The 25,714-nt window shown below is 48.1% G+C and carries 31 protein-coding genes; all 31 read left to right on the top strand.

Annotated features, from left to right (window positions below; genetic code table 11):
• The first annotated feature begins 7 nt into the window (after positions 1 to 7).
• The 31 genes from H164_RS0108915 (at position 8) to H164_RS0108765 (ending at position 25,668) form a co-directional block, all read left to right on the top strand.
• On the top strand, positions 8 to 1,201 hold the full coding sequence (locus H164_RS0108915) for an EpsG family protein (RefSeq protein WP_019968290.1): 1,194 nt from the start codon (positions 8 to 10) through the stop codon (positions 1,199 to 1,201).
• Positions 1,202 to 1,427: 226 nt separating this feature from the next.
• The gene (locus H164_RS0108910; RefSeq protein ID WP_019968289.1) at positions 1,428 to 2,861 is read left to right on the top strand and encodes an MBOAT family O-acyltransferase; all 1,434 of its coding nucleotides are present in this window, start codon (positions 1,428 to 1,430) and stop codon (positions 2,859 to 2,861) included.
• Between the two features lie 10 nt (positions 2,862 to 2,871).
• Positions 2,872 to 3,840 carry a hypothetical protein gene (locus tag H164_RS0108905; RefSeq protein ID WP_019968288.1) on the top strand — a complete coding sequence of 323 codons (969 nt, stop codon included), beginning with the start codon at positions 2,872 to 2,874 and terminating at the stop codon, positions 3,838 to 3,840.
• Positions 3,837 to 4,940 (top strand): glycosyltransferase, encoded by a 1,104-nt coding sequence (locus H164_RS0108900; protein WP_019968287.1) that lies wholly within the window; start codon positions 3,837 to 3,839, stop codon positions 4,938 to 4,940. Before H164_RS0108905 ends, H164_RS0108900 begins: the two co-directional genes overlap by 4 nt.
• A gap of 48 nt (positions 4,941 to 4,988) precedes the next feature.
• Positions 4,989 to 6,026: a glycosyltransferase family 8 protein gene (locus tag H164_RS0108895; protein WP_081622279.1), complete on the top strand. Its 1,038-nt coding sequence runs from the start codon at positions 4,989 to 4,991 to the stop codon at positions 6,024 to 6,026.
• A gap of 65 nt (positions 6,027 to 6,091) precedes the next feature.
• Positions 6,092 to 7,054, top strand: coding sequence for an ATP-grasp domain-containing protein (locus H164_RS0108890; RefSeq protein ID WP_019968285.1), 963 nt, complete (start codon positions 6,092 to 6,094; stop codon positions 7,052 to 7,054).
• Positions 7,023 to 7,688, top strand: coding sequence for an HAD family hydrolase (locus H164_RS0108885; RefSeq protein ID WP_026356314.1), 666 nt, complete (start codon positions 7,023 to 7,025; stop codon positions 7,686 to 7,688). The genes H164_RS0108890 and H164_RS0108885 overlap by 32 nt, the downstream gene beginning before the upstream one ends.
• The gene (locus tag H164_RS0108880) at positions 7,670 to 8,773 is read left to right on the top strand and encodes a glycosyltransferase family 4 protein (protein ID WP_025830074.1); all 1,104 of its coding nucleotides are present in this window, start codon (positions 7,670 to 7,672) and stop codon (positions 8,771 to 8,773) included. Before H164_RS0108885 ends, H164_RS0108880 begins: the two co-directional genes overlap by 19 nt.
• A gap of 5 nt (positions 8,774 to 8,778) precedes the next feature.
• Entirely contained in the window at positions 8,779 to 9,390 is a 612-nt protein-coding gene (locus H164_RS0108875; RefSeq protein WP_019968282.1) for a sugar transferase, read from the top strand.
• Positions 9,391 to 9,775: 385 nt separating this feature from the next.
• On the top strand, positions 9,776 to 10,987 hold the full coding sequence (locus tag H164_RS0108870; RefSeq protein ID WP_248616191.1) for an MBOAT family O-acyltransferase: 1,212 nt from the start codon (positions 9,776 to 9,778) through the stop codon (positions 10,985 to 10,987).
• 1 nt (position 10,988) lies between these two features.
• On the top strand, positions 10,989 to 11,909 hold the full coding sequence (locus tag H164_RS0108865; protein WP_154652133.1) for a hypothetical protein: 921 nt from the start codon (positions 10,989 to 10,991) through the stop codon (positions 11,907 to 11,909).
• A 118-nt stretch (positions 11,910 to 12,027) separates the two neighbouring features.
• Positions 12,028 to 12,153 carry a hypothetical protein gene (locus tag H164_RS16075; RefSeq protein ID WP_019968279.1) on the top strand — a complete coding sequence of 42 codons (126 nt, stop codon included), beginning with the start codon at positions 12,028 to 12,030 and terminating at the stop codon, positions 12,151 to 12,153.
• 13 nt (positions 12,154 to 12,166) lie between these two features.
• Positions 12,167 to 12,940 (top strand): glycosyltransferase family 2 protein, encoded by a 774-nt coding sequence (locus tag H164_RS0108855; protein ID WP_019968278.1) that lies wholly within the window; start codon positions 12,167 to 12,169, stop codon positions 12,938 to 12,940.
• Complete coding sequence (locus H164_RS0108850) at positions 12,937 to 13,380, top strand: DUF6078 family protein (RefSeq protein WP_019968277.1); 444 nt, start codon at positions 12,937 to 12,939, stop codon at positions 13,378 to 13,380. Before H164_RS0108855 ends, H164_RS0108850 begins: the two co-directional genes overlap by 4 nt.
• Positions 13,381 to 13,735: 355 nt before the next feature.
• Positions 13,736 to 14,458, top strand: coding sequence for a 3-oxoacyl-ACP reductase FabG (gene fabG, locus H164_RS0108845; RefSeq protein ID WP_019968276.1), 723 nt, complete (start codon positions 13,736 to 13,738; stop codon positions 14,456 to 14,458).
• Between the two features lie 57 nt (positions 14,459 to 14,515).
• A complete protein-coding gene (locus H164_RS0108840) occupies positions 14,516 to 15,760 on the top strand; it encodes a beta-ketoacyl-[acyl-carrier-protein] synthase family protein (RefSeq protein WP_019968275.1) in 1,245 nt (414 codons plus the stop codon).
• A complete protein-coding gene (locus H164_RS0108835; protein ID WP_025830071.1) occupies positions 15,747 to 16,835 on the top strand; it encodes a methyltransferase in 1,089 nt (362 codons plus the stop codon). The genes H164_RS0108840 and H164_RS0108835 overlap by 14 nt, the downstream gene beginning before the upstream one ends.
• A 63-nt stretch (positions 16,836 to 16,898) precedes the next feature.
• Positions 16,899 to 17,144: an acyl carrier protein gene (locus tag H164_RS0108830; RefSeq protein WP_008566224.1), complete on the top strand. Its 246-nt coding sequence runs from the start codon at positions 16,899 to 16,901 to the stop codon at positions 17,142 to 17,144.
• Positions 17,145 to 17,161: 17 nt separating this feature from the next.
• The gene (locus tag H164_RS0108825; RefSeq protein WP_019968272.1) at positions 17,162 to 18,052 is read left to right on the top strand and encodes an LpxL/LpxP family acyltransferase; all 891 of its coding nucleotides are present in this window, start codon (positions 17,162 to 17,164) and stop codon (positions 18,050 to 18,052) included.
• A complete protein-coding gene (locus H164_RS0108820) occupies positions 18,042 to 18,479 on the top strand; it encodes a pseudouridylate synthase (protein ID WP_019968271.1) in 438 nt (145 codons plus the stop codon). The genes H164_RS0108825 and H164_RS0108820 overlap by 11 nt, the downstream gene beginning before the upstream one ends.
• On the top strand, positions 18,476 to 18,910 hold the full coding sequence (locus tag H164_RS0108815) for an acyl-CoA thioesterase (RefSeq protein ID WP_008566220.1): 435 nt from the start codon (positions 18,476 to 18,478) through the stop codon (positions 18,908 to 18,910). Before H164_RS0108820 ends, H164_RS0108815 begins: the two co-directional genes overlap by 4 nt.
• Entirely contained in the window at positions 18,891 to 20,021 is a 1,131-nt protein-coding gene (locus H164_RS0108810) for a beta-ketoacyl synthase N-terminal-like domain-containing protein (protein WP_026356312.1), read from the top strand. The genes H164_RS0108815 and H164_RS0108810 overlap by 20 nt, the downstream gene beginning before the upstream one ends.
• Complete coding sequence (locus H164_RS15785) at positions 20,018 to 20,578, top strand: beta-ketoacyl-[acyl-carrier-protein] synthase family protein (protein ID WP_202898933.1); 561 nt, start codon at positions 20,018 to 20,020, stop codon at positions 20,576 to 20,578. The genes H164_RS0108810 and H164_RS15785 overlap by 4 nt, the downstream gene beginning before the upstream one ends.
• A 432-nt stretch (positions 20,579 to 21,010) precedes the next feature.
• Positions 21,011 to 21,268: a phosphopantetheine-binding protein gene (locus H164_RS0108800; protein ID WP_025830068.1), complete on the top strand. Its 258-nt coding sequence runs from the start codon at positions 21,011 to 21,013 to the stop codon at positions 21,266 to 21,268.
• Positions 21,265 to 22,443: a beta-ketoacyl-[acyl-carrier-protein] synthase family protein gene (locus tag H164_RS0108795; protein WP_026356310.1), complete on the top strand. Its 1,179-nt coding sequence runs from the start codon at positions 21,265 to 21,267 to the stop codon at positions 22,441 to 22,443. Before H164_RS0108800 ends, H164_RS0108795 begins: the two co-directional genes overlap by 4 nt.
• A complete protein-coding gene (locus H164_RS0108790; RefSeq protein ID WP_202898932.1) occupies positions 22,430 to 23,062 on the top strand; it encodes a beta-ketoacyl synthase chain length factor in 633 nt (210 codons plus the stop codon). Before H164_RS0108795 ends, H164_RS0108790 begins: the two co-directional genes overlap by 14 nt.
• Positions 23,053 to 23,403 carry an EamA family transporter gene (locus tag H164_RS0108785; protein ID WP_008563565.1) on the top strand — a complete coding sequence of 117 codons (351 nt, stop codon included), beginning with the start codon at positions 23,053 to 23,055 and terminating at the stop codon, positions 23,401 to 23,403. Before H164_RS0108790 ends, H164_RS0108785 begins: the two co-directional genes overlap by 10 nt.
• A gap of 13 nt (positions 23,404 to 23,416) precedes the next feature.
• Positions 23,417 to 24,055, top strand: a complete 639-nt coding sequence (locus H164_RS0108780; protein ID WP_019968270.1) for an outer membrane lipoprotein carrier protein LolA — start codon at positions 23,417 to 23,419, stop codon at positions 24,053 to 24,055.
• On the top strand, positions 24,018 to 24,506 hold the full coding sequence (locus tag H164_RS0108775) for a hypothetical protein (RefSeq protein ID WP_025830066.1): 489 nt from the start codon (positions 24,018 to 24,020) through the stop codon (positions 24,504 to 24,506). Before H164_RS0108780 ends, H164_RS0108775 begins: the two co-directional genes overlap by 38 nt.
• Positions 24,493 to 24,855: a hotdog family protein gene (locus tag H164_RS0108770; RefSeq protein ID WP_019968268.1), complete on the top strand. Its 363-nt coding sequence runs from the start codon at positions 24,493 to 24,495 to the stop codon at positions 24,853 to 24,855. The genes H164_RS0108775 and H164_RS0108770 overlap by 14 nt, the downstream gene beginning before the upstream one ends.
• On the top strand, positions 24,856 to 25,668 hold the full coding sequence (locus tag H164_RS0108765) for a glycosyltransferase family 2 protein (protein ID WP_019968267.1): 813 nt from the start codon (positions 24,856 to 24,858) through the stop codon (positions 25,666 to 25,668).
• Positions 25,669 to 25,714: the final 46 nt, after the last annotated feature.

Here is a 25,714-nt window from a genome sequence, read left to right as displayed (position 1 = left end):
ATCTCTAATGTTAATCTATCTCTTAATTTTCTTTACGCTCGTAGGTATCTATCTGCTCACTGCACGTCATGGAGGTTGCAACAACAAGTTGTTTTTTATCATCATGATGGCTGTAGCTCTTTTTGTCGGCTTGTCTGATATGTTGGGGGGGTATGATCGTTATATTTACTCAGAGTTTTTTGATCAGGTGGCAGATGTTGGAAAGACGGCAACACCTGATTATCTGAAGGAGTGTGGGATTTTCCGACAGTGGCCCGGTGAAAAAGGGTTCGGATGGTTGAATGTCTTAATTTCTTTTCTCACGAGTAACCGATATATTTTTATTCTGATTCTCACGGTAATTATTTACGTTCTGTTGTATATTTCCATTCGTCAGTATGCAAAAAACAATATATTGGCTCTCATTGTCTTTATGGGGATCATGTTCTTCTTTACATTCACTTATCTTAGACAGATGTTGGGAATCAGCATAGCGTGGTTGGGCATTAGATATATCTACGACAGGAGTTTTTGGAAGTTTGCATTGATCATATTGATAGCTTTTTCCATGCACAACTCTGCATTGATATTGTTCCCTGTGTATTTTATACCACACAAAAAAATGACAATCAATTCCGTATTGTTTATCTTAGGAATATGTCTGTTATTAGGAATTTTTGGAATATCGTCTTTTCTCTATGATTCGTATGGTGACACATTTGATAGTGAACGTGCTGCAACTTTGTCCATAAGTGAAGAGAATTTTCGTTTTGGCTATCTTGTAGAAGCCGTATTTTTCGTCTATATTATTCTACAGAACTATGATTTCATACCAGATACAAAGAAGGACATTGTGTTGTTGAATGTCTCATTACTATTTTGTGCAATTTTATTGCTTTTTGTACGTTCAGAAAATGGAGGGCGAATGAGTTGGTATTATGCGATAGGTGTTGTTGCGACGCTAAGTAATATTGCCGTTTACAAAGGCCGAATAGAGAACGGTCTCTTGATACGTACAGCCGTTTTTACGGGTTATCACGCTTTTCTTCTCCTATTGAGTTTTTATTTGTATTTTCGGATATTGAAAGGTTGGGGAGAAGGTGGCTTACAGCTTTTGTATCCCTACAAGACATTCTTGACGAATGGCCATCGTGAGAATGATCAGATATTTGAAAACTATGAATACGATTTCAAATATGATAAAGATAAGTTTTATAGGTAAAAGGTTGTACGCTATAATATGGTGTTGTATTATCAGCCATTTTACCACTCTATAGCAATCATATTGCGAGGTAAAATGGCTGATGTTACAGGGTAAAACGGCTGATATTGTAACACATTGTCAATCAGTTCGGTATTCGGAGAAGACAACATTGTGTCATTATCTTGTTTCAGCCGTGAATGATATGAGCCACGTAGAAGAAGAAAATATTTGTTTAGTTTAAGAGATGCAGTTCGAATCTTTATTGTTTTTGGTGTGTCTCGTAGGGCTTTGCGCCCTGTTTTGGAGCTTTCCTTCAAGGTGGCAGACGCTGCGGAAGGTCGTGTTGTTGGTGGCAAGCTATGGATTCTATGGCTTGCTTGATTGGCGTTTCCCTGTGTTTCTGTTGTTGGCCACGGTCAGTGCATACGTATGTGGGGCGTATCTCTTGAAGTTCGAGGGAGAACGCCCGCGACGTGGCAGACCGATTGTGATAGGCTATGTAGCAGTGTGCATCGTCCTTCTCTTCATTTTCAAGTATCTGACATTCTTTGCCGGCAGTTTTGCCTCTGTTTTCGGGCAACAGGGGCCTACATTCCGGTTGTTGCTGCCGATTGGACTCAGCTTCTATCTTTTCATGTCGGTCAGTTATGTGATTGACTGTTATAGGAAAACCATCACGAAAACGCCGACATTGCTCGACTTTTCGGTCTATGTCGGTTTCTTTCCCCATTTGGTAGCAGGACCGATAGACCGCGCCCGGAACTTTATACCACAGTTGTCATCAATCGGTATCTTCGACTCAGGCCTCTTCACAGAGGGCTTACGGCAGATGCTCTACGGCTATTTCAAGAAATTAGTCATAGCCGACAACCTGAATGTCATTGTGGGAGCAGTGTGGAGTAGCTACGATCAGCAGAATTCACTTGTTATTCTGGTGGGTGCGATAGCCTATTCAATACAGATTTATACGGACTTTTCGGGCTATTCTGACATTGCTATCGGCACGGGTAAGCTTTTTGGTATTCGCATGATGCGCAACTTTAGCTTCCCATATTTCAGCCGTACGGTGTCAGAGTTCTGGCGAGGCTGGCATATCTCGCTGACATCGTGGTTCACGGAGTACTTGTATATCCCTTTGGGAGGCAACCGTAAGGGCACACGTCGCACGATTTTCAACACGCTTATTGTCTTTACGCTCTGCGGACTTTGGCACGGTGCCAACTGGACTTTCGTTGTTTGGGGCTTTCTGTGCGGCGTATTGTTCATTCCGTTGTTGCTGAATGCCGGTAGTAAAGCCCGTTGGAAGAGTACTCCTTTACAGTTGAATGCCGTCAATATAGGCCACATGTTGTTGGTATTTGGCGGAATTACGCTTTGTTGGATATTCTTTCGTTCCGATTCTCTTGCCCAAGCTTTCGACATTCTGCGCTGTCTTGTGGTCAATGTGGGCCGTCCTGTCAGCTTCGGCTTCATATCCATTACGATGGCCCCTGTGTTTTTCCTGCTTCTCTTGATGTTTGTTTGTATGGAATGGGCCGGGCATAGCCGTGACTTTGGCCTGCTTTTCGTGCAAGGAAAGCCCAGATTGTATCGTTGGTCGGTATATGTCGTGCTGTTGTTTGCCATTTTCTTTTATTTTCATTCGGGCGATGGACAGTTTATCTATCAGAACTTTTAGGGCTTAGGCAATGAAAACGATTCTCGGCAACATACTTTCATTCGCGGCATTCTTCTCATGTGCCTTCGGATTGTTGGTTTGGTTGAATGCTTCTTTCTTGGCTACCGACCACTACAACGATGAATTTACGGTGAAAGGAAACTTAATCCGACAGACACCTTCGCCCAAGGTGGTGTTCGTCGGGGGGAGCAATGTCGCTTTCGGTATCGACTCTCAGACGATTTCCGACAGTATCGGGCTGCCCGTCATCAATGCCGGGCTGCTTGCCGGCATGGGATTGCGTTACACGATGGACCGTTATGAAAGCTATTTCAGGCGTGGAGATGTTTTGATATTGATGCCTGAATATGACCATTTCTATGGTGATGTGACCTATGGGAACCCGGAAACGGCCGGCTACTTGCCCTATTTGTCTGATTTTGCTCCCTCTTTGTTGAACCTCAAGCAGTGGAATGTTGTCGTGACAGGCTTTTTCAAGACCACTTTACAAATTAGTGTGAAAGGGCTTTATTATAAGTTGTTGCATTCATTTCGCAAGGAGGGCAACGTATTTGAATACAAGATGAGTGGCTTTAATAGGTTAGGTGATGAGGTTTCCCACCGTTCGTTGCCCCCGAACATCAACAATACGGGTGCTTATACGGTGTCGGGAAAGTTCAACGCAGGCTATGCCCGGCATCTGTTCAATCAGGTTCGCCGCTTACAGCATCATGGTGTGCAGGTGATATGGCTGCCGCCTGTTACGAGTAGGGCGAATGTTGCGCTCAACCGCAAGCAGATTACGTTGATTATTGAGCGAATGAAGACTGCCGGTTTTACCTATGTGGCGCGCCCCGACAGCCTTGCTTATCCCGACAGTCTGCTGTATAATACGGTGTATCATTTGAATAAGCAGGGAGTTGAGGTGAATACGCAACGTGTGGTGCGTATATTGCGGCATTGTTTGGGTGTAAACAGGAAAAGAATAGCGAACAAATGAAGATATTACAAGTCATAACGTCTTTGGAGCAGGGTGGGGCAGAGGTTATTGTCGTTAATCTTGCGACCAGACTCCGTCGAATGGGCCACGAGGTTGATGTCTGTGTGTTCAATGGCAAGGAGACTCCTTTGATGAAGCAGTTACGAAGTAATGTCCCGGAGGCGAAGATTTATAAGTTGGGAACGGGATATTATCAGCCATGCTATGTTTTCAAGTTGGCGAAACTGATGCGTGGGTATGATATTGTCCATACGCATAACTCCTCTCCTCAGCTCTTTGTGGCCATAGCTGGTTTGACAAACCATGTGAAACTCGTGACAACGGAGCATAACACTTCTAACCGTAAGCGCCAATGGAAATGGTATCGCTTCATTGAAAGTTGGATGTATCGTCGCTACGACCATATTATTTGTATCAGTAAGGTTGCAGAAGACAAACTAAGGGAATACATGGGAGGGGATTGGCTCAATCAAAAGACGGCAGTGTATCATCGCATGACGACCATCAATAACGGGGTTGACGTGGAAACAATTCATCAGGCACGACCCGCTTCTGACTTGATCAAGCTGAAACAAGGGCGAAAAGTAATCTTGATGGTGGCTGCTTTTCGCAAGCAGAAAGACCAAGACACATTGGTCAAAGCCATGACTTTGTTGGATAAAAGTAAGTTTGAGGTTTGGTTTGCCGGTACGGGAGAACGACTTGATAGTGTCAGGCAGTTGGCCGTTTCGTTGGGCGTAGAAAGGAATATCCGCTTTTTAGGCCTGCGGACTGATGTTCCTCAAGTGCTCAAGGCAGCGGATATGATAGTGATGTCCTCTCATTGGGAAGGTTTAAGTCTTAGCAATGTTGAAGGCATGAGTGCAGGTAAACCTTTCATCGCCAGCAATGTGAATGGACTGAAGGAAGTGACTGAAGGCTACGGTATCCTGTTTCCCCATGAAGACGCCGGAGCTTTGGCAAGAGAAATCATGCACTTGGAGCAGGAAGCTATGTATTCCGATCAGATAGCCCGGCGTTGCTATGAACGGGCCTTAGCATTTGACATCAATAAAATGATGAATGCGTATAATGCAATTTATGAAGGTTTCTTTTCATAATGAAATTAAAGCCTTTTTAAAAGTATATGGAAAAAAAATGAAGATAAAATGAAGATATATCACATTACCTGTAGTACAGATAGTAACTATGTTCAACATTGTATGGCAATGCTATGCTCTTTGTTTGAAAATAATAAGGATTATATTTTTAATGTTCATTTGTTACATCATGGCTTGTCTGTTGAAGGACAAGGATTGATAACAAAACTCTGTGGAAGTTATAAGAATATAATTACATTCTATGATATTGATGAGAAACTTACTGCAGAGTTCAGAATTAGTGAAGACCATCCTAATTTGTCTGTTGCAACCTACTATAGACTTCTTCTTCCCTCATTGTTGAATGATGATATAGATAGATTACTCTATTTGGATTGTGATGTGATTGTTCTTGACAATATTATGGAGCTTTATAATTTGGATCTTGATGGATATGGTGTAGCAGCAGTCAGGGATGCTACACCGGCTAATAATTATCATCGTCTGATTATGGGCTTAGAATTAAATGATATTGCATTCTGTGCAGGTGTGCTGATGATTAATTTGGCATACTGGAGAAAACACAATTGTCAGCAGAATATGCTGGAATATATTAATAAGATGGGCGATAGGTTGGTGTTGGAAGATCAGGATGTATTAAATCATGAGTTTCATAAGCACTGGTTTCAATTAGCACATAAATATAGCAAATTCCCTATGGCTTTGGCTGTGATAGATCAAACTCAAAAGAAGGCTGATATATTAGAATATGTCTTTTTTCCGAGCATTCTTCACTATGCATCTTTTACAAAACCTTGGCTTAATATTAGTATTCCTGATGGTGATTATTATTGGAAATATGTAGAGTTGTCTGGTTTTCCTAATCCGAAGAAGACAATTATTAGTAAGGCTGAGGCTCGTCAATTACAACGAATGAAACTACGTTTTTATTTAAACACTTATGTTCGTCCATTTATTCCTGACTTTATAGAACTTTTTTTGAAGGATGTGGCTAATATCTTAGTTTTACCTCTATTAGTTTTTAGGAAGGATGGTTTCAAGAAATATAGGCTTAAACGCTGGCTTAGCAAATATGGTGTAATTTGATTCGCTATTTGAGATTTATAAGAACTAATCACTTTTTTGATTACTAATAGAATTAGATATATAGAATGAATAACATATTGATTACATCTGCTGGTCAACGTGTAACTTTGGTGCAGATATTTCAGCATACATTTGCTGAATTGCAGTTAGAGAGAAAAGTATTTACAACCGATATGGTTCCTCGCTTGGCACCGGCTGGCTATGTTTCAGACAAGTGTTTCAAGGTATGCTGCTGTACAGATCCTATGTATATTGACAAGTTACTGGAGCTTTGCCAAGCACATGACATAAAAGTTATTGTCCCGACGATAGATACCGAACTGATGGTGTTGGCAAGGAATAAAAGGCGTTTCAAGGAGGCCGGAATAGATGTCATTGTCTCTGATGAAGCCTTTATAAAGGCTTGTCGTGACAAGCGCAACACAATGGAACTGTTTGACAAGATGAAGATTGCCTATCCGAAGCCCGTAGATAAGTTTCACCCTATTTTCCCCTTGTTTGCTAAGCCTTACGATGGTTCGCTGAGCACAAACCTGCACGTTATCCGTTCACAAGAGGAAATGACGGAAGAGATTATGAACGACCCGAAGTTGTTGTTCATGCAATATATAGACCCGAAAGTATACAAAGAGTTCACCGTAGACCTTTATTATGGTAAGGATTATCGGTTGAAGTGCATCGTTCCGCGTGAGCGGATCAAGATCCGTGCCGGCGAAATCAACAAAGGAATTACGCGTAAGAATGCGATAGTTCCTTATTTATATGAAAGAATGGCTACGATTCCCGGGGCTATCGGCACGATGTGCATTCAATTGTTTTACCGAGAAGCAGACGGCGAAGTCTTGGGTATCGAAATCAATCCGCGGTTCGGAGGTGGTTATCCTTTGACCTATTATGCCAAAGCCAATTATGCTGAATACATTATTCGCGAATATTTGTTGGGTGAAACGATTGCTTATTCGGAAGATTGGACTGATAAAACCTTGATGTTGAGGTATGACAAAGATATCATTGTCTACGAAAAATAAGGTTATTGTCTTTGATTTAGATGACACGCTTTATAAAGAGATTGACTTTGTTAAGTCGGGGTTTCGTGCGATTGCCTCTGCAATAGGAATAGAAGGGGCGCAAGACGAGTTGCTGAACTGGCTGCAGCACGGAGAGAATGCCTTTGAAAAGCTGACGGCAAAATATTCTATTGGTTACAGCATATCCGAACTCTTGCAGATTTATCGCAGTCACATTCCGGATATATGTTTGGACAACGATACCGAAGAATGCCTGAATACGCTGAAGGAAAAGGCTCATCTCGGCCTGATTACTGATGGAAGAACGGTGACGCAATGGAATAAAATCCAAGCCTTGGGACTGACCGCTTTCATACAACAGGAAGATATTCTTGTTTCCGAAGCATTCGGTTACGGTAAGCCTGCTCCGCAAGTATACAGGTTCTTTGAAGTAAAATATCCTGATTGTGCGTATTATTACATTGGCGACAACGTCACAAAAGACTTCGTTACGGCCAACGAAAGAGGCTGGACGACCGTTTGCCTGCTTGATGACGGGCGGAATATCCATCGACAGGACATGGACGTCGCTAAAGAATTCCAACCTCGATACCGTGTGCAAAAGCTATCCCAAGTATGCAGCATCATAGACTAAAGATTATCAGGTTGACCACGGTCGATATTTCTTTGCTCAATCTTTTGAAAGGGCAATTGCAATATCTGAACCAAATCTTCGAAGTGGTCGGTGTTGCTTCTGATACGGGTGTGCTGGAAGAGGTTAGCCGGCGCGAAGGTATTCGCACGATAAACATTCCCATGCAGCGCGAGATAGCACTGCGCGACGATGTGAAATCCTTGTGGGCGCTATACCGTTTGTTTCGCAAAGAGCGTCCTGATATCCTGCACGCTAACACCCCGAAAGGCAGCTTACTGGCGATGATTGCCGGCAAACTGGCCGGTGTTCCTCACCGTATCTATACCGTCACCGGCTTGCGCTATCAGGGAGCGTCCGGTCTGTTGCGCTTTGTCTTGAAAACCATGGAGCGTATCACCTGTCTGTGTGCCACGAAAGTTATCCCCGAGGGCAATGGTGTTCTACATTGCCTGCAGGCAGACCATATCACAGGCAAACCATTACGTGTTATCCATAACGGGAACATCAACGGAATAGACACCGACTTCTTTAAGACGGCGACGCGCACGCCACACGACGCTTACACCTTTGTCTTCATCGGCCGTATCGTGCGCGACAAGGGTATTCGCGAACTCGTCTCTGCCATGAGGCGACTCCCCGACGCACGCTTGTTGCTCGTTGGTTCCTTTGAAGACGGCGACCCGGTGGACGAGGCCGATAAAGAATTCCTGATACATTCAACGCAGGTGGAGTTCGTCGGCTGGCAACAAGACGTGCGCCCCTATCTGTCGCAAGCCGACTGTCTGGTCTTCCCAAGCTATCGCGAGGGTTTTCCCAACGTCCCCATGCAGGCCGGAAGCATGGAATTGCCGAGCATCGTGACCGATATCAACGGTTGCAACGAAATCATCGAAGACGGATTAAACGGTAAGATAATCCGGCCACGCGATGCCGAAGCCCTCTATCATACGATGAAGTGGATGCTGGAGCACCCCGACGAAGGTCGCCGTATGGGTCTCAATGCCCGCGAGCGCATTAGGGCGAAGTTCGAGCAGCGCGATGTGTGGTGCGAGTTGGCGAAGATGTATCAATCATTAAACAAATAAACTATATGCTCTATCGTGGTTTCATCAAACGCCTGTTGGATATCATCATATCTTTTATGGCACTCCTATGCCTGAGCCCCTTCCTGCTTTGGGTCAGCCTCCTGCTCTATGTCGTGAACAAGCGGGCTGGCGTGTTCTTCCTGCAGGAGCGGCCGGGGAAGGACGGAAAGATATTCCGAGTCGTCAAGTTCAAGACGATGACCGATGCGAGAGACGCCGACGGCAACCTGTTGCCCGATGAAAAACGCCTCACTCCTGTGGGGCGTTTCGTTCGTTCCGCCTCCATCGACGAACTCCTACAGTTCGTCAACGTGCTCAAGGGCGACATGAGTCTCATCGGCCCCCGTCCTCTGCTCGTGCGCTATCTGCCGCTTTATTCCCCCGAACAGGCCCGCCGTCACGAAGTGCGCCCCGGTATATCGGGCTGGGCGCAGTGCCACGGCCGCAACGCACTCACATGGCGTGAGAAGTTCGCCTACGACGTGTGGTACGTCGACCATGTCTCGTTCCTGACAGACTGCAAAGTCGTCTGGCTGACGCTCCGCAGCGTGTTGAAGCGCGAGGGCATCTCCCACGAAGGCTCTGCCACGATGGAAGCCTTCGACGGCACAAACTAATTAACCTATGGCACTTCCTTTTGTACCCAGCGAATATATCCTCTTCTACCCAACTGCTGGGTAGGACAGCGTTTCATTTCCAGTTTGAGAATGTGTTATAATTAGGGTGGGAAGCACAACAAATGAGATCACTATTCGACACTATTTTTAGAACTTTATTTATTTAACTATGCTCTTTAACTCCTTTGACTTTATTTGGTTGTTCCCGATGGTCTTTGCTTTCTATTATGGAATCGTGTTTTTGGTTCGCCATAAAAGGAGAGACCGGAAAATAGAAAACATAGCATTATTGTGTCTGAGTTATCTTCTTTATATCAAGCTGAATCCGATCTATGTGTTTTTATTATTGGGTATCACATGGATTACCTATTATTTCGGTATATTGGTGGAAGAAAGCACAAACTACAGAAAAAGATATTTTTTGACTGCCGGCATTTGTCTTGGCATTCTTCCACTCATAATTTTCAAGTATTATAATTTCCTTCACGACAATCTTTGTTCACTATTCGAATGTTGTGGTATTAAGATTGGACTTCCAGGATTGAATTGGGCTTTACCAATAGGAATAAGTTTCTTTACTTTTCAAGCAATTGGTTATCTCGTAGATGTGTATTATCAAAAAATAAAGGCAGAAAGAAACTTACTTGATTACATGCTTTTTGTCAGTTTCTTTCCTCAGATCGCTTCTGGACCGATCAGTAAAGCCAAGGATTTATTGCCACAGATAAAAAAGCAGAGATCCTTTGATTATCCAAAGGCTGTTGAAGGCCTGAAGTGGTTGCTTTGGGGAATGTTTATGAAAGTTGTTTTAGCCGACAGATTAGGATCATATATCACTTCTTTTGCAGATATAGCGTCATTGAATGGTGGTATGACTTTGACACTTAGTATATTGTATTCATTTCAAATTTATGGTGACTTTGCAGGATATTCTTTTATGGCCATGGGAATTGGTAAGGTAATGGGATTTGATTTGATTAATAACTTTCAAAGGCCCTATTTCTCCCAAAGCATTACAGAATTTTGGCATCGTTGGCATATCTCACTTTCTCTTTGGCTCAAAGATTATATTTATATACCGTTAGGAGGTAGTAGATGCAGTAAAGTACGCAGCTACTTCAATATATTTGTAACGTTTCTTGTTAGCGGTGTTTGGCATGGTGCAAGCTGGACTTTCATTTTTTGGGGAGTTCTTCATGGAGTATTCCAGATAGCAGAGAAAATTATTGGACTTAATAAGATTATTTCTTCAGGAATTGTTAGATTATCCCGAACTGTTATCAATTTTTTTATATTAACCCTCTTGTGGATTTTCTTCCGAAGTGCTAATATTCATGATGCTTGGTTACAGATTTCTAAGATCTTTAATGATCACAACTACAGTTTGAATCTCCCTTGGCAGTCTCTTTTTTTTATTATTCTTTCGTTATCTGTCGTCATAGGAAAAGATATTGTCGATGAATTCCAATTAAAAAAACTTCAGTTCTTTTCCAGTAAGTCTACATTGGTGAGGTGGAGTATTTATCTCATATGTATGATTCTGATTTTATTGGCAGGCGTGTTTGATTCAACTCAATTCATTTATGTTAATTTCTGATATGAAAAAGTTTATATTAAAAATAATCCTTTTCTTTTTTATTCTGATAATTACAGATTTCCTTATAGGGAAGGGATTAAATCTCGCTTATCACCATGCTATTAGTGGGAATACTGCACGTTATGATTATATTTACTCAAAAACAAAAGAAGACATTCTTGTATTAGGTTCTTCACGTGCATTAGACAATTTTGTCCCCGATACCATTGAGAAATATATGAATATGTCATGTTACAATTGTGGTGAATCAGCAAGTGGTATCATGTTATGTTATCCCAGACTTAATATAATCAAAGAGAGGTATACACCGAAAATTATCATTTACGATTTATATTATGAAGATCTTATCCAATCTTTGGAACTGAGAAGCCTTAAGACCCTAAAACCGTATTATAACGATAAGAATGTCTCTGAAATGTACGAGCGTATAGATCCAACCTTGAGGTTAAAAATGCTCTCAAGTTTATATAAATACAATTCTGAATTTATTGATTATATTGCTGATAATATCCACCATACTAACTATTTTAAGAAAGGGCAGTATGTGTTAGGACATACGGTTTCGGATAGGAATGTCAATGTACAGAGTATGGAAAGTATTAAAGTGGATTCGGTGAAATTATATTATTTCGAAAAGCTAATTAAAGAGAATAAAGACAAAATGTCTATTTATTTTACAGTATCTCCATCGTATAAGAACAAAGATGGGAAACTGTTTAAGCCTATTATTACGATTTGTCACAAATACAATATGCCAGTTTTCAACCACTACAGTGATACGACTTTTTCAAGCCACTATGAGTACTTCATGGATCCATATCATCTGAACATGACGGGAGCCGCAAAATTCACACAGACAATTGCAAAGGAAATTGCGGACTATCGTGCTTCTGTGGCATCGTATCCATATAAACATAAATAATATCTCCCTTTTTGAATTCCTCACGCTTCTGAACAATGACTCTTTTAGCAAAATACAACTCCATTGGTTTGTCATCGTGCTTTTGTATTTCGTTCTCTCAGAAATATGCTCTATTGACATGAAGTCCAACTCTGTTTATCTGATGCTCCCTATTGTCTTCTTTCTCACATGGGGCATCGCGGTTGGCATAGACTTCTTACGCAAGAAGCCCGGCTTCCATTGGCTCGCTTACTTTATAGAATAACAACCCTGTCACTATGTTGATAACAATCCTGACGCCCACTTTCAACAGGGCGCGCTTCCTTCCTCAAATCTACCGGAGCCTCTGCCGCCAACACTGCCGCGACTTCGAGTGGCTGGTGATAGACGACGGCTCGACGGACGACACGGAGGCCACATGCGCAGCCTTGCCCGCAGCCGACTTCCCCATTCGCTACGTCAGAAAGGAGAACGGCGGGAAGCACACGGCAATCAACGCAGGCGTGAAGGTCGCGCACGGGGAGCTGACGCTGATACTCGACTCCGACGACGAACTCCCCGCCGACGCCTTAGCCATCATCGCCAGCCAGTGGAGCGAAACCAAGGATAAGGAAGAACTCGGCGGCCTTTGCGGCTATATGGCCCACCGCGACGGCAGCGTGATTGGCCGGCCCCGCATGGAAGTGCAGTGCACGTCTATCGACCTGCGCTACAGATACGGCGTGACGGGCGACATGTGCGAAATCTACAAAACCTCGGTCCTGCGCGAGTTCCCGTTCCCCGAATACCCCGGCGAGCGGTTCGTACCCGAAGCACTGGTGTGGAACCGCATCGCCCGCAAGTACAAGCTCAAGGTGTTCGGCCAAGTCGTCTATCTGCGCGACTATCTGGACGGCGGTCTCACCTCGAAGATTGTCGAAATCAGGCACAACAGTCCCAAGGCCACCTGCCAGTGCTACCTCGAAATGATGCAGCTCGACATTCCACTCAAATACCGGCTGCGGGCATTGCTGAATTATATCCGCTTCAAACAACGTATCATCAAAATATGACAACCGACACGCTTCCTTTCGACTTCAAATCCTTCCCGCCTACATGGGCACTCTGTTTCAACGACACCTGCCCGATGCACGACACCTGCATGCGGCATTTCGCCGGCCGTCACATACTGACCGACAGAGTGGAAGGCCCTGCCGTCTACCCCGCAGCCTTGCAAAAAGGCAAGTGCAAGCTATTCGTGGAAAAGCGCATCATACGCTCGGCGTGGGGCTTCAGCAAACTCTTCCTCGACGTGAAACGCGTGGACGACACGCCGATACGTCGCGAAATACAAGAATATCTCGGCAGTCGGACAACTTACTACCGCTACATGAACGGCGTACTCACGCTCACGCCCGAGCAGCAAAATGATATCTTCGACATCTTCCGTACCTATGGTTACACCGCGAAACGGGACTTCGACGGCTATATCGACCGTTATGCGTACGAGTGAAGTTGTGTTCCAAGAAAGTTCCATGCTTTGGAACACACAGTTCCAGTATATGGAACACACAGTTCCAGTATATGGAACGCACAGTTCCAGTATATGGAACTCACAGTTCCAATAGGAGGAACGCTCGGTTCCAGACCGAGAAACACACCGTCCCGGTATTTGGGAATGTATAGGCTGCTGCGATGTGGGGCGTTGTCCCGTATCTATCGGACGAAAGGAAGCGCCGTTTTGGTCGTCCTTTTCTGCGATTTCCTTGGCGGTGATGAATAAATGTCGTACTTTTGCAACGCAAATGGCTGTGCACCGAGAATGGGATGTGCATGGCACGAAGAGTTATATAAAAATCGAGTAAACAATGGAATATGCACTTGTAACAGGTGGCTCACGTGGCATCGGACGGGCCGTCGCCCAGCGGTTGGCCGCACGGGGATATACGGTTGTCATCAACTACAAATCGAACGAAGAGGCTGCGCGCGAGACGCTGCAGGCCATTGAGTCGGCGGGCGGACGGGCCGAGCTGTTGCCGTTCGACGTCGCCCGTCCCGAGGCCATCGAGGCGGCTCTGGCTGCGTGGCAGGATCGGCATCCCGAGGATTATATCTCGGTTTTGGTGAACAATGCAGGTGTGCGGCGCGACAACCTGATGGTGTTCATGCAGAACGAGGAGTGGCATGAGGTGACGGACACGACACTGAACGGCTTCTTCTACGTGACGCGGCGGCTGTTGAAGGACATGCTGACGCAGCGGAACGGACGCATTGTCAACATCACGTCGTTGTCGGGGCTTCGCGGTATGGCCGGCCAGACGAACTATTCGGCAGCCCGGGCGGCGCTGATCGGGGCCACGAAGGCGTTGGCCAAGGAGGTGGCGGCGCGCAAGGTGACGGTGAACGCGGTGGCCCCGGGGTTTATCCTGACGGACATGACGACCGACCTTGACGGGCAGCAGATAAAGACGCTGATTCCGGCCGGCCGCTTCGGTAGGCCCGAGGAGGTGGCTGCGGTGGTTGACTTTCTCGTCGGTGACGAGGCCGCGTATGTAACGGGACAAGTAATCGAAGTAGACGGGGGCATGTGAAGACAGCTTCCCTCGGCCCCTCAAAAGGAGGGGAGATGGAGTTAATAATACTTTATGATGATGAATAGCAGAAGAGTGGTTGTGACGGGCATGGGCATATGGTCGTGCCTGGGAACGGATAAGGAGCAGGTGACGGAGGCCCTGAGGTCGGGGCGTTCGGGCATCGGCATGGAGAAAGAGCGGCTGGAGTATGGCTATCAGAGCGGACTGACGGGCGTCGTTGAACGGCCTCGGCTCAAAGGGTTGCTGCACCGGCGGTATCGCGTGGGACTGCCCGAGGAGGCGGAGTATGCTTATATGGCGTCGCTCGAGGCGTTCGGGCAGGCCCATATCGACGAGGATTACCTGCGGACGCACGAGGTGGGCATCATCTTCGGTAACGACTCTTCGGCACGTCCCGTGATCGAGGCTGCCAATATCATGGCCGAGAAGCACGACACACAGCTCTTGGGTTCGGGATATATCTTTCAGGCGATGAACTCGACGGTAAACATGAACCTCAGTAGCATCTTCGGGTTGCGTGGCGTGAACTTCAGCGTGAGTGCGGCGTGTGCCAGCGGCAGTCATTCCATTGGACTGGGCTGCATGATGATAAGGCAGGGGCTGCAGGACTGCGTGCTCTGCGGCGGTGCGCAGGAAGTGAATTTCTACAGCATGGCGACGTTCGATGCGCTCGGGGCCTTCTCCAAGCGCATGGAAGAGCCGCAGAAGGCCTCGCGCCCGTTCGACCGTGACCGTGACGGACTCGTGCCAAGTGGCGGTGCGGCTGCCTTGGTGCTCGAAGACTATGAGCATGCCGTGAAGCGCGGGGCGACGATATTGGCCGAGGTGTGCGGTTATGGCTTTTCTTCCAACGGCGGAGGCATCTCGCAGCCTTCCGACGACGGCAGCGTGACGGCCATGACACGTGCCCTGCAAGATGCTGGCATCGTGGCCGACGACGTGGACTACGTCAATGCCCATGCCACCGGTACGCATCAGGGCGACATGTTCGAGGCCATTGCGCTCGACCGCATGTTCCGCGGTCGGCACGCACTCATCTCTTCGACCAAGGGCATGACGGGGCACGAGTGCTGGATGGCGGGTGCGAGCGAGGCGGTATATTCCATTCTGATGATGCAGCATCATTTCGTGGCGCCCAACATCAACTTTGAGCATGCTGATGAATATAGCGCGCCTTTGAACCTCGCCACGCGGACGATAGAGACCGACGTGGATATCGTGCTCTCCAATTCCTTCGGCTTCGGGGGAACGAACTCGGCATTGGTATTGAAACGAACGAACGATGATGCACTTGTCTGAACCTTTACGGCAGTACGCCGACGAACAGTGCTCGGCACGTGAGGCACAGCGGCAGGCGGAGTTCATAGCCTTCGGTCCGATTGTCTTTCAGGTGTCGCGCCTGATGGTGAAGTGGGGGATACTCGAGCTTCTGCGCGACGAGGCCCTCACCTCCGATGAGATTGCGCAACGCGTGGGCATCTCTCCTTATGCGGCCAAGTGCCTGTTGGAGGCTTCGCTGACGATAGGGAGCGTGCTCGTGGAGCCGGAGACCGGGCGGTATGGCATATCGAAGACGGGCTGGTTCCTGCTGAACGACCCGGCCACACGCGTGAACCTTGATTTCAATCACGACGTGAACTATTTGGGTATGTACGACCTTGAGGCGGCATTGAGAGAGGGTCGCCCTGCCGGTCTGAAGCGATTGGGCGACTGGCCAACGGTCTATGAAGGCTTGTCCCGACTGCCTGAAGATGCCCGTCGCAGTTGGTTTGCCTTTGACCATTTCTATAGTGAAAGTTCGTTCGACGATGCTTTGCGGCTCGTCTTCGCGAACCGTCCGCGCACGCTGATGGATGTCGGCGGAAACACAGGACGTTGGGCCATGCAGTGCGTGGCGCATGACAAGGAGGTAGAGGTAACGATTGTTGACTTGCCGCAACAGTTGGAGTTGATGCGCCGGCAGACTTCGGGCAAGGAAGGGGCCGACCGTATTCGCGGTCATGCAGCCAATCTGCTTGACGAAGCCTGTCTGTTGCCTGCCGACCGACATTGGGACGCTATCTGGATGAGTCAGTTTCTGGATTGCTTCAGTGAGAAGCAAATAACGAGTATACTGCGTCGGGCTGCGCGTGTGATGGACAATGACAGCCGACTTTACATCATGGAGACCCTTTGGGACCGCCAGCGCTTCGAGCCGGCTGCGTTCTGCCTGACGCAGGTCAGCCTCTATTTCACGGCTATTGCCAACGGAAACAGTAAGATGTATCACTCTGACGACCTGATAGCCTTGATTGAGAAGGCTGGCTTGGAGGTGGAGGAAATCGTCGATGGACTGGGGCAGGGACATAGTATTATAAAGGTGAAGAGGAGTTGACGAGTAAATGGATAGACGCCTTGACAGGTTGTTTGATAAATAATGACATATAATTATAAGAAAATGGAAAGAACAGAAATTGAAGAGAAAGTAAGGGAGTTCTTGATTGACGACCTTGAAGTGGAAGAGGAAAAGATTGCTCCGGAGGCGTTGTTGAAGGACGACCTCGGGATAGACAGTCTTGACTTCGTGGATATCGTCGTTATTGTAGAGAAGAAGTTCGGCTTCAAGATCAAGCCCGAGGAAATGGCAGGCGTGAAGACACTCAAGGACTTCTGCGACTATATAGAGACGAAGGTAAACGCTTAGTTGTCACGGTAGAGACAATGACGGAAGGACAGAAGTGGAAAGGAACGACATGGGGTGCACGTTGGATGCATCATAGTTTGGTGGGGCTTATGCGATATCTCCCGTTGTCGGGTGCATATCTCTTTGCCGCAGTCTTCGTTATTCCTTTCTGTATGCTGTTCTCCCATCGGGGTTATTTGGCGCAGTATCATTTCTTCCGACGGATAAGAAAGGAACGCTGGCCGACTGCCTTTTGGCACACTTACGTGAACCATTGTAGGTTTGCGCAGATTATCCTCGACCGCTTCTATGTCTATGCAGGAGGGCGGTTTGAGTTTGATATTTCCAATCAGCAGGTCTATCAGCAGCTTGCCGAAGGCGATGGCGGCTTTGTTGTCTTGAGTGCCCATGTCGGTAACTATGAGGTGGCAGGCTATGCGCTACAAGCACGCGACAAGCGTTTTAATACATTGGTGTATGGCAAAGAAGCCGAGACGGTGATGGCTAACCGGGAAAGGATTTTCGAAGCAAACAATCTCCACATGATTGTGGTGCGTGAGGATATGGGCCATCTCTTTGAGATGAACAACGTTCTTGCCGATGGCGAAAGTCTCAGTATACCTGCCGATAGGATATTCGGAAGTAATAGGCATTATGATTTGTCTTTCCTTGGTCAAAAGGCAGCCTTTCCCATGGGACCTTTCGTTTTGGCTGCCCAACATGAGGTTCCCGTACTGACCATTCATGTGATGAAGACTTCGGTCAAGCATTACCGCATCTATATCAAACGGTTGGAGGGTGGTGAAGGGAGTGTCAGAGAGCGTGCCCGAAACCTTGCCTTGCAGTATGCGGAACAGTTAGAAGAGACAGTGATGCAATATCCCACCCAATGGTTCAACTACTTTGAATTTTGGAAAGATGAAGCTTGAAACGATAGATATTCACGAACTGCTGCCACAGCGTGAGCCTTTTATCATGGTGGACAGACTGATCTTCTTCGATGAGCAGCGCACATCGACCCGCTTCGTTGTTCGGGTAGACAACTTGTTTGTGGAAGACGGCGTGATGGACGCTTGCGCTTTGGCAGAGAACATGGCTCAGACGTGTGCAGCCCGCTTGGGTTATGTCAATAAGTATATCCTTAAGCGTGGAATTCAGATTGGATTCATCGGAGCGGTCAAGAATATGGTAGTAACTGCTTGCCCACGGGTGGGAGACGCGCTTGAGACCACAATAGAAGTGATAGAACAGGTGTTGGACCTGACGCTTGTCAAGGCAACGGTGCGCAGTGGGAGTCAGACGCTGGCAACGGCAGAGATGAAGATTGCGCTGGCTAATGAAATAGAGGAAGCATGAAAGAACTGAGAGTATCCAAACTGTTTGATATCCGTTTCAGTGAGGTTGATTCCATGCAATTTGTTTGGCATGGTTCTTATTCACTTTATTTCGAAGATGCCCGTGAGGCTTTCGGCAAGCAATTCGACCTTGGCTACATGACGATTTTCAATAACGGTTGTTATGCCCCATTGGTTGATTTGAGTTTCCATTATAACAAGCCGATGCGTTATGGAACTCAACCACGTATAGACATTATCTACCGTCCGACAGAAGCAGCCAAGATCGTTTTCGACTATGAGATTCATGACGCTGTCTCAGATGAACTATTGGTTACGGGGCACAGCGTGCAGGTGTTCTTGGACAGAGACTATCAGTTGATGTGGGAAAGTCCTGCTTTCTACGAAGCATGGAAGCAAAAGTGGTTGGCCGATGATAAAGATAATTGCTGATAACATCTATTCGCCGTTAGGCTCGGGCACGGCCGAGAACTACGATGCCGTGCTTCAAGGGCGCAGTCGGTTGCGACTCCATGAAGGAAAGTGGGGATTGCCCGAAGCTTTCATGGCCTCGCTGTTTGAGGAAGGCGAGATTGAAGGCAGGTTCGCTTCGGCCTATCCGCAGGCCGAGGACTACAGCCGTTTTGAACAGATGATGTTGCTATCGGCCACACAAGCTGTTGCCGAAAGCGGTATCGACGCTTCGTCCCCTCGCACACTCTTGGTGCTGTCCACGACAAAGGGGAATGTCTCATTACTTGAAAATAACAGCTGCGCCGTTACGGATTCTGCAACTCATTTAAGTATAGCTGCTGAGAGAATAGCACGTTTCTTCGGTAATCCCAATCTGCCATTAGTTGTATCCAACGCCTGTATATCCGGTGTTTGTGCAATAATTGTAGCCCAACGTAATCTGCAAAGCGGAGCCTATGATAACGCAGTCGTGATAGGGGGCGACGAGCAGAGTGCATTTATCGTGAGCGGTTTCCAGTCGTTTAAGGCACTTTCGTCGGTACCCTGTAGACCCTTCAGCGTCAATCGGCATGGGTTGAATTTAGGAGAAGCTGCTGCCACGGTCGTCATGGCGCGCGACACAGCTCGGGAAGGCTGGACCTTGCAGGCCGGAGCTATCAGGAATGACGCCTATCATCTCTCGAGTCCGTCGCGACAGGCCGAGGGAAGCTACCGGGTCTTGCGGGCTGTGATGAAAGGTTTTGATGCCGAAGCGTTGGCCGTCATCAACACGCATGGCACAGCTACGCTCTATAACGACGAGATGGAGAGTGTGGCCATTCAGCGTGCAGGTCTTGATGCTGTTCCTGTCAATGGTTACAAAGGAATCTATGGCCATACGATGGGAGCTGCCGGTGTGCTTGAAACCATCTTGACGATGCATGCGCTCGACAAGGGGACGCTTTTGCCCACGCGCGGCTTTGATGAGCTGGGAGTGTCATGCAAACTGGTTGTTGTCACGGCGCCCACGCCCACGCGCAAGCACGCTTTCATCAAGATGATGTCGGGTTTTGGAGGCTGCAATGCTGCAATATTGATGAACAAACGATGATGAAAAGGTTACACACGGTGCATATCACCCACAATCAAGTCGTGATAGACGGAGTGGAACGGCGAGTTAAAAGTTGTGGCAAAGCACTGCTGACAGAACTCTACAACGATGAAGTCGGTGACTATCCCCGCTTCTTTAAGATGGATATGCTCTGCCGACTGGGCTTCGTGGCCACGGAACTGCTGCTCAAGGCCGAGGGAAAGCCACGCTTCGAGGAAGGTGACGACCGTGCCGTGGTGCTGTTCAGTTGTTCGGGCTCTTGTCTGTCCGACATGCTCTTCGAAGAGACAATCCGCCACCGCGAGGCCTGTTTCCCCAGTCCTGCAGCTTTTGTCTACACGTTGCCGAACATCGTCACGGGCGAAATCGCCATGCGCAACCGCTATCACGGCGAGACCAACCTGATGCTGTTGACTCGGCGCAACGACGAACTGATGGAGCGGCAGATTGAGGGTGTGCTTGCCGACAGCACTTGCCGAAGTGTGATTACGGGCTGGATTGATGCGGAAGGCGAGGATAGATTTGAGGCGGAAGTGTGGATTGCAAACGGAATCTGAGGCCCACCCCCGACCCCTCCCGAGGGGAGGGGTGAGCCTCCCCCAACCCCTCCAAAGGAGGGGAGAGCTAATGCTCGCAAATAAAGGTGTAGTGTACCTCCAATCAAAGGTATAGCGTACCTCCGACCAAAGGTATAGCGTACCTCCGACCAAAGGTATAACGTACCTCCAACCAAAGGTATAGCGTACCTCCGACCAAAGGTGTAGTGTACCTCTAATCAAAGGTGTAGCGTACCTCCAACTAAAGGTGTAATACACCTTTGCACGTGAGTGTTCCGTACTCGCTAAGACGAGTGTTCCGTACTCATGATGATGACTGTTCCGTACTCACAGTGGTGAGTGTTCCGTACTCATGATGGTGAGTGTTTAACACCCTTGGGAGTGGCCTCGCGTAAATGAATGGTAAACGACAAAGAAATGTATGATATAATTATGGAACTGAAAGAAGAATTGAAGAAGAAGGTGATCGAGGCACTCAACCTCGACGATGTGAAGCCGGAAGAACTGGCCGACGATGCACCCTTGTTCGGTGATGAGGGACTCGGACTCGACTCGATCGACGCCTTGGAACTTATCGTGTTGCTCGAAAAGAACTACGGCATCAGGATCAAAGACCCGAAGGCCGGTAAGGATGTTTTCAAGTCGATTGACACGATGGCCGACTTCGTGGCGAAGAACCGACTGAAATGAAGCGGCGGATAGCGATAACAGGGGTTGGTGTGGTGTCAGCTATCGGCGTCGGCCAGCAGCAGACGTGCGAGGCCTTGCGCCGGGGACGTTCCGGCGTGGGCCGCGTCACTCATCTTTCCACCGTCCACAAGGAGTTTCCAGTGGGCGAGGTCAAGTTGAGCAACGAAGAAATGTGCCGCCTGCTCGATATTCCTTATACCGACCGTGTGAGCAGAACCGAACTGATAGGTATTCTTGCGTTGCGCGAAGCCTTGCAGGAGGCGGGCCTTACAGAACGGCACGGCATGGCGCTTGTCTCCGGAACTACCGTGGGAGGAATGGACCGTACCGAACGCTTTTATCCAGACAATCTCAATGCCGAGGTGCTCATGCGGCATGATTGCGGGGCCTGCAGCGATGCCATAGCCGATTATTTCGGCCTGTTCGACTTTGTTTCGACACCGTCGACGGCCTGCTCTTCGGCCATGAACGCCGTTATCTTCGGTGCCCGACTGATAGAGAGTGGGCTTCGCGACATCGTTGTCGTGGGCGGGAGCGAGAGCTTGAGTCGCTTCCATCTCAACGGTTTCAAGTCGCTGATGATACTCGACGAGGCCGTCTGTCGCCCTTTCGATGCGCGACGGGCGGGACTGAACCTCGGCGAGGGTGCAGCCTATCTCGTGCTCGAGTCCGAAGAGAGCCGGTGCAGGCGCGGTGCGGAGGCTTTGGGCGTACTTAGCGGCACGGGCAACGCCTGCGATGCTTTCCACCAGACGGCATCTTCAGAGAACGGTGAGGGAGCTGTGCTGGCTATGCGTCAAGCGTTGCGTGAGGCAGGGCTCGAACCGGGAGAAATCGACTATGTGAATGCGCACGGCACGGGCACGCCCAACAATGATGCCAGTGAGAGCATGGCACTCCGCGAAGTATTCGGCGATGCTGTTCCGCCGGTCTCGTCTACCAAGATGTACACCGGCCACACGACGAGTGCTTCGGGCAGCATCGAGGCCGTGTTCTCCTTGCTTGCCTTGCGACACGGGTTCATTCCACGCAATCTCGGTTGGGAGGTGCCCGACGAGGCGTGCATTTGTCCTTACGTGGGCGGTGAGTCTGGGTCGCTCCGCCACGTGCTCTGTAATGCTTTCGGTTTTGGGGGTAATGATTCTTCTCTAATCTTGTCAAATGATGCAGAATAAAGTCTATATACTTGCCGACATACGTGAGGTTTCGGCTGAAGACTATGGCCTATATCTTGATCCGAGGCGTACTCGTCGCTATGGTCCATTGTTCAAGCGTGCGCTTGTCACGGCCCTCAAGGCCATGAAAGAGAGTGGCATTGAACAGCCCGACGCTATCATCAACGGTACGGCATTGGGTTGTGTGGCTGATTCGGAGGCCTTGCTGCGTGGGTTGGCTGAGGAGGGAGAAAGCGTGAGCATGCCTACCCACTTCATGCAGTCTACGCATAATACGGTGGCCGCGCTGATAGCCCTCTACACGCACAACCACGGCTACAATTGCACGTACTCGCAAGGGAACGTGTCATTTGAGTGTGCGCTGATGGACGCTTTCTTGCAACTCAAGATGGGCCATATTAGGACGTCATATGTGTCATATAACGACGTAATAACAGCTGAATTGCAGCGCAATATGGCTGAAACTGGAGCGCAACTTGGCGTGAGCGACGAAAGCCGGGGACTCATCTTGTCGGTAGAGAACAACGGGCGGGCCTTGCAAGAGCTTGTTGATGTGTGCGTGTGGCACGACAGCAAAGGTGACCATGCTGAAATAAAAACCGTGCCGATATGCGACTGATACTTCTTTCTATCGTTCAAAGTGTGCTGCTGTGCAGTGGGCAAGTGTTGTTGAAATTAGCTTTGCAGAAGATGGGCGATTTTGCATGGACATGGCAATTCTTAGGCCATCAGCTTACAAACTGGTGGTGGCTTGGCTGCGGAATATGTTATGGTATGGCCACGGTGATGTGGATGTATATCGTTCGCACATTTCCTTTTTCTATGGCTTATCCAATGGTCAGTCTTAGTTATGTATTTGGAATGTTTGCCGCAATGTGTTTCTTCCACGAAACAATTCCTTTGACGAGATGGGCCGGCGTGTTGCTGATTATGGCAGGTTGCTTTCTTGTTGTTAAATAAAACTTTTGAAATAATGAAAAGAATAATATTCGCTGTTCTGTTGCTGTCGTCGTGCCTCGGACTTGGGGCACAGCAGTTGCAGAGTGTCCCAGCCCGGCAGCAGGCGCAGATGTTCCAGACAATCAATGCCGCTGCTTCGAAAATAACAAGCATCACAAGCAGTTTCACCCAAGTGAAGACCATCTCTTTCTTGAACGATAAAGTGAGGTCGACGGGCAATCTGTATTTCACCAATCAGCAGCAGCTGCGGTGGGAATATATTTCTCCCTATCAATATACTTTCATTATCAATGGTGAGAAGGTGCATATTAAGAACGGTAAGCGCAGTCAGACAATCGACGTCAAGAGCAGTCAAATGTTCAAGAGCATCGCGCGCATGATGATGAACAGCATCACGGGACGGAACCTGATGGACAATCGTGACTTCACGTCCCGACTTTATTTGCAAGGTCGTGAATGGGTTGCCATCATGACGCCACGGCGTTCGCAGATTAGAAAGATGTTCAAGAGCGTGACGCTCTATTTCAATGAACAGCATAGCATGGTGTCACGCGTCGTCATGACCGAGCCGTCGGGCGATACGACCGTGATAACACTCTCAAACGTGAAGATTAATGCAACAATACCTGAACAGATTTTTGTTGGTCGTTAGTCTGTTTCTGGCTTCCTTATGGGGGCATGCGCAGAACGATTATGTGGTGCCCTTGCCCGACGGCTGGTCTCGTTGTGAATACAAGATGACAATCGGAGTGAAAGCGGGCGAGGTGGACGGTGTGTTGATTGTCAGGCGTGACAGCATCGAAGGTTTTCGGGCGGCCTTGATGAATGAGTTTGGCATTAGTGCGCTTACTTTCCGGTTGACAGCCGACCGTAGTCGTGTCGTATTGGTTGATGTCGTGTCGTTTCTCGACAAGTGGTATATCCGGAAAGTGCTGACGGCGGACCTGCAATATCTGTTTGCAGCCCGCGAAACCGACTTGACGCTTGAGCGCGATAAGCGGGTTGTTAGTCGGGAAGCAGACAGTATCGTTATGAATAATCGGAAGTTTGGGCTTTGCTATAAGCTTACTCCCATCAAAGAGCATAAAGATGAGACTGATTGATAGCTTTTTCAGTGTGGTGGAACGAGAAGACGAGGCTTGTGTAACGGTGCGCTTTCATGCCGACCATCCCATATATCGCGCCCATTTTCCCGGCAATCCTATCACGCCCGGCGTTTGCATTCTGAAAATGATAGCTGAACTGCTGGAGTTACAAGGGCAAAAGAGGTTGCGACTTGCAGTGGTGAAGAACCTGAAGTTTGCGGCTCCGATCATTCCGACAGACGTTCCGACCGTGACAATTCGTTTTGATAAGAGAACTGAGACAGAGACCGGTATTCATGTAAAAGGAGTAGTTGTTCAGGGCGAGCAAGTCTATACAAAGTTTTCGCTTGTCTATCAATACGTATAAATGGAAAAGTCCGAGACTGTCATCAATCATACTTGCGTCATCATTCCGACATATAATAATGGTGGGACGGTGGCCGATGTCGTTGCACGTGCCTTGCAACAGACTCCTCATGTGATAGTCGTGAACGACGGGAGCGATGACGACACGCTTTCCGCATTGCAGCCTTTTGACATTATCCTTGTCAGCTACGACCGCAACCGGGGGAAGGGCCATGCCTTGAAGCAGGGTTTAAGGAAAGCACGCGAGCTTGGTTTCCGTTATGCCGTAACGCTTGATGCCGACGGACAGCATTTCCCGGAGGACATTCCGTTGTTGCTTGAGGTCTGCCTGAAATATCCGCAGGCGCTGATCGTTGGAGTGCGTAATCTGACGGAAGACAACATGCCGCGGGGCAACACGTTTGCCAACCGTTTCTCAAACTTCTGGTTCTGCATACAGACTCTGCAGCGGGTTGCCGACACGCAGAGTGGTTTCCGCCTCTATCCTTTGAGCCGCATGAAGGATTGGTGGATTGTTTCGTCTCGTTATGAGGCCGAGCTCGGACTGCTGGTGCTTGCAGCTTGGCTCGATGTTGAAATCTGCCAGAAAGATGTGCGGGTGCATTATCCTCCACAGCATGAACGAGTGACGCATTTCAGACCGGGCTTAGACTTTGCCCGTATCAGTGTGCTCAACACATTGTTGTGCGTCGGGGCCTTGTTTTTCTATCTTCCCAAGTTGTTGGTTTATAATTTTCCACGGTCGTTGTGGTTTCGCTTGAAAGAATGGCAACGTTGTTCCTTGTCCTCCCCGGGGCGGAAGCCGTCAAACTGAAAGGAAAATTCGTTCCTCCATGGAGGAAGAAGGTTAAATGAAAATG

Origin of the sequence: Segatella maculosa DSM 19339 = JCM 15638 (genome assembly GCF_000382385.1) — a bacterium.
Classification (GTDB): domain Bacteria; phylum Bacteroidota; class Bacteroidia; order Bacteroidales; family Bacteroidaceae; genus Prevotella; species Prevotella maculosa.
This window is presented reverse-complemented; position numbering and strand designations above follow the sequence as displayed.

Bases quoted from the DNA above. Each gene is read 5' to 3' on its own strand.
- H164_RS0108915 (WP_019968290.1), top strand. From the start codon at position 8: ATGTTAATCTATCTCTTAATTTTCTTTACGCTCGTAGGTATCTATCTG.
- H164_RS0108910 (WP_019968289.1), top strand. From the start codon at position 1,428: ATGCAGTTCGAATCTTTATTGTTTTTGGTGTGTCTCGTAGGGCTTTGC.
- H164_RS0108905 (WP_019968288.1), top strand. From the start codon at position 2,872: ATGAAAACGATTCTCGGCAACATACTTTCATTCGCGGCATTCTTCTCA.
- H164_RS0108900 (WP_019968287.1), top strand. From the start codon at position 3,837: ATGAAGATATTACAAGTCATAACGTCTTTGGAGCAGGGTGGGGCAGAG.
- H164_RS0108895 (WP_081622279.1), top strand. From the start codon at position 4,989: ATGAAGATATATCACATTACCTGTAGTACAGATAGTAACTATGTTCAA.
- H164_RS0108890 (WP_019968285.1), top strand. From the start codon at position 6,092: ATGAATAACATATTGATTACATCTGCTGGTCAACGTGTAACTTTGGTG.
- H164_RS0108885 (WP_026356314.1), top strand. From the start codon at position 7,023: ATGACAAAGATATCATTGTCTACGAAAAATAAGGTTATTGTCTTTGAT.
- H164_RS0108880 (WP_025830074.1), top strand. From the start codon at position 7,670: ATGCAGCATCATAGACTAAAGATTATCAGGTTGACCACGGTCGATATT.
- H164_RS0108875 (WP_019968282.1), top strand. From the start codon at position 8,779: ATGCTCTATCGTGGTTTCATCAAACGCCTGTTGGATATCATCATATCT.
- H164_RS0108865 (WP_154652133.1), top strand. From the start codon at position 10,989: ATGAAAAAGTTTATATTAAAAATAATCCTTTTCTTTTTTATTCTGATA.
- H164_RS16075 (WP_019968279.1), top strand. From the start codon at position 12,028: ATGAAGTCCAACTCTGTTTATCTGATGCTCCCTATTGTCTTCTTTCTC.
- H164_RS0108855 (WP_019968278.1), top strand. From the start codon at position 12,167: ATGTTGATAACAATCCTGACGCCCACTTTCAACAGGGCGCGCTTCCTT.
- H164_RS0108850 (WP_019968277.1), top strand. From the start codon at position 12,937: ATGACAACCGACACGCTTCCTTTCGACTTCAAATCCTTCCCGCCTACA.
- fabG (WP_019968276.1), top strand. From the start codon at position 13,736: ATGGAATATGCACTTGTAACAGGTGGCTCACGTGGCATCGGACGGGCC.
- H164_RS0108840 (WP_019968275.1), top strand. From the start codon at position 14,516: ATGATGAATAGCAGAAGAGTGGTTGTGACGGGCATGGGCATATGGTCG.
- H164_RS0108835 (WP_025830071.1), top strand. From the start codon at position 15,747: ATGCACTTGTCTGAACCTTTACGGCAGTACGCCGACGAACAGTGCTCG.
- H164_RS0108830 (WP_008566224.1), top strand. From the start codon at position 16,899: ATGGAAAGAACAGAAATTGAAGAGAAAGTAAGGGAGTTCTTGATTGAC.
- H164_RS0108825 (WP_019968272.1), top strand. From the start codon at position 17,162: ATGACGGAAGGACAGAAGTGGAAAGGAACGACATGGGGTGCACGTTGG.
- H164_RS0108820 (WP_019968271.1), top strand. From the start codon at position 18,042: ATGAAGCTTGAAACGATAGATATTCACGAACTGCTGCCACAGCGTGAG.
- H164_RS0108815 (WP_008566220.1), top strand. From the start codon at position 18,476: ATGAAAGAACTGAGAGTATCCAAACTGTTTGATATCCGTTTCAGTGAG.
- H164_RS0108810 (WP_026356312.1), top strand. From the start codon at position 18,891: ATGATAAAGATAATTGCTGATAACATCTATTCGCCGTTAGGCTCGGGC.
- H164_RS15785 (WP_202898933.1), top strand. From the start codon at position 20,018: ATGATGAAAAGGTTACACACGGTGCATATCACCCACAATCAAGTCGTG.
- H164_RS0108800 (WP_025830068.1), top strand. From the start codon at position 21,011: ATGGAACTGAAAGAAGAATTGAAGAAGAAGGTGATCGAGGCACTCAAC.
- H164_RS0108795 (WP_026356310.1), top strand. From the start codon at position 21,265: ATGAAGCGGCGGATAGCGATAACAGGGGTTGGTGTGGTGTCAGCTATC.
- H164_RS0108790 (WP_202898932.1), top strand. From the start codon at position 22,430: ATGATGCAGAATAAAGTCTATATACTTGCCGACATACGTGAGGTTTCG.
- H164_RS0108785 (WP_008563565.1), top strand. From the start codon at position 23,053: ATGCGACTGATACTTCTTTCTATCGTTCAAAGTGTGCTGCTGTGCAGT.
- H164_RS0108780 (WP_019968270.1), top strand. From the start codon at position 23,417: ATGAAAAGAATAATATTCGCTGTTCTGTTGCTGTCGTCGTGCCTCGGA.
- H164_RS0108775 (WP_025830066.1), top strand. From the start codon at position 24,018: ATGCAACAATACCTGAACAGATTTTTGTTGGTCGTTAGTCTGTTTCTG.
- H164_RS0108770 (WP_019968268.1), top strand. From the start codon at position 24,493: ATGAGACTGATTGATAGCTTTTTCAGTGTGGTGGAACGAGAAGACGAG.
- H164_RS0108765 (WP_019968267.1), top strand. From the start codon at position 24,856: ATGGAAAAGTCCGAGACTGTCATCAATCATACTTGCGTCATCATTCCG.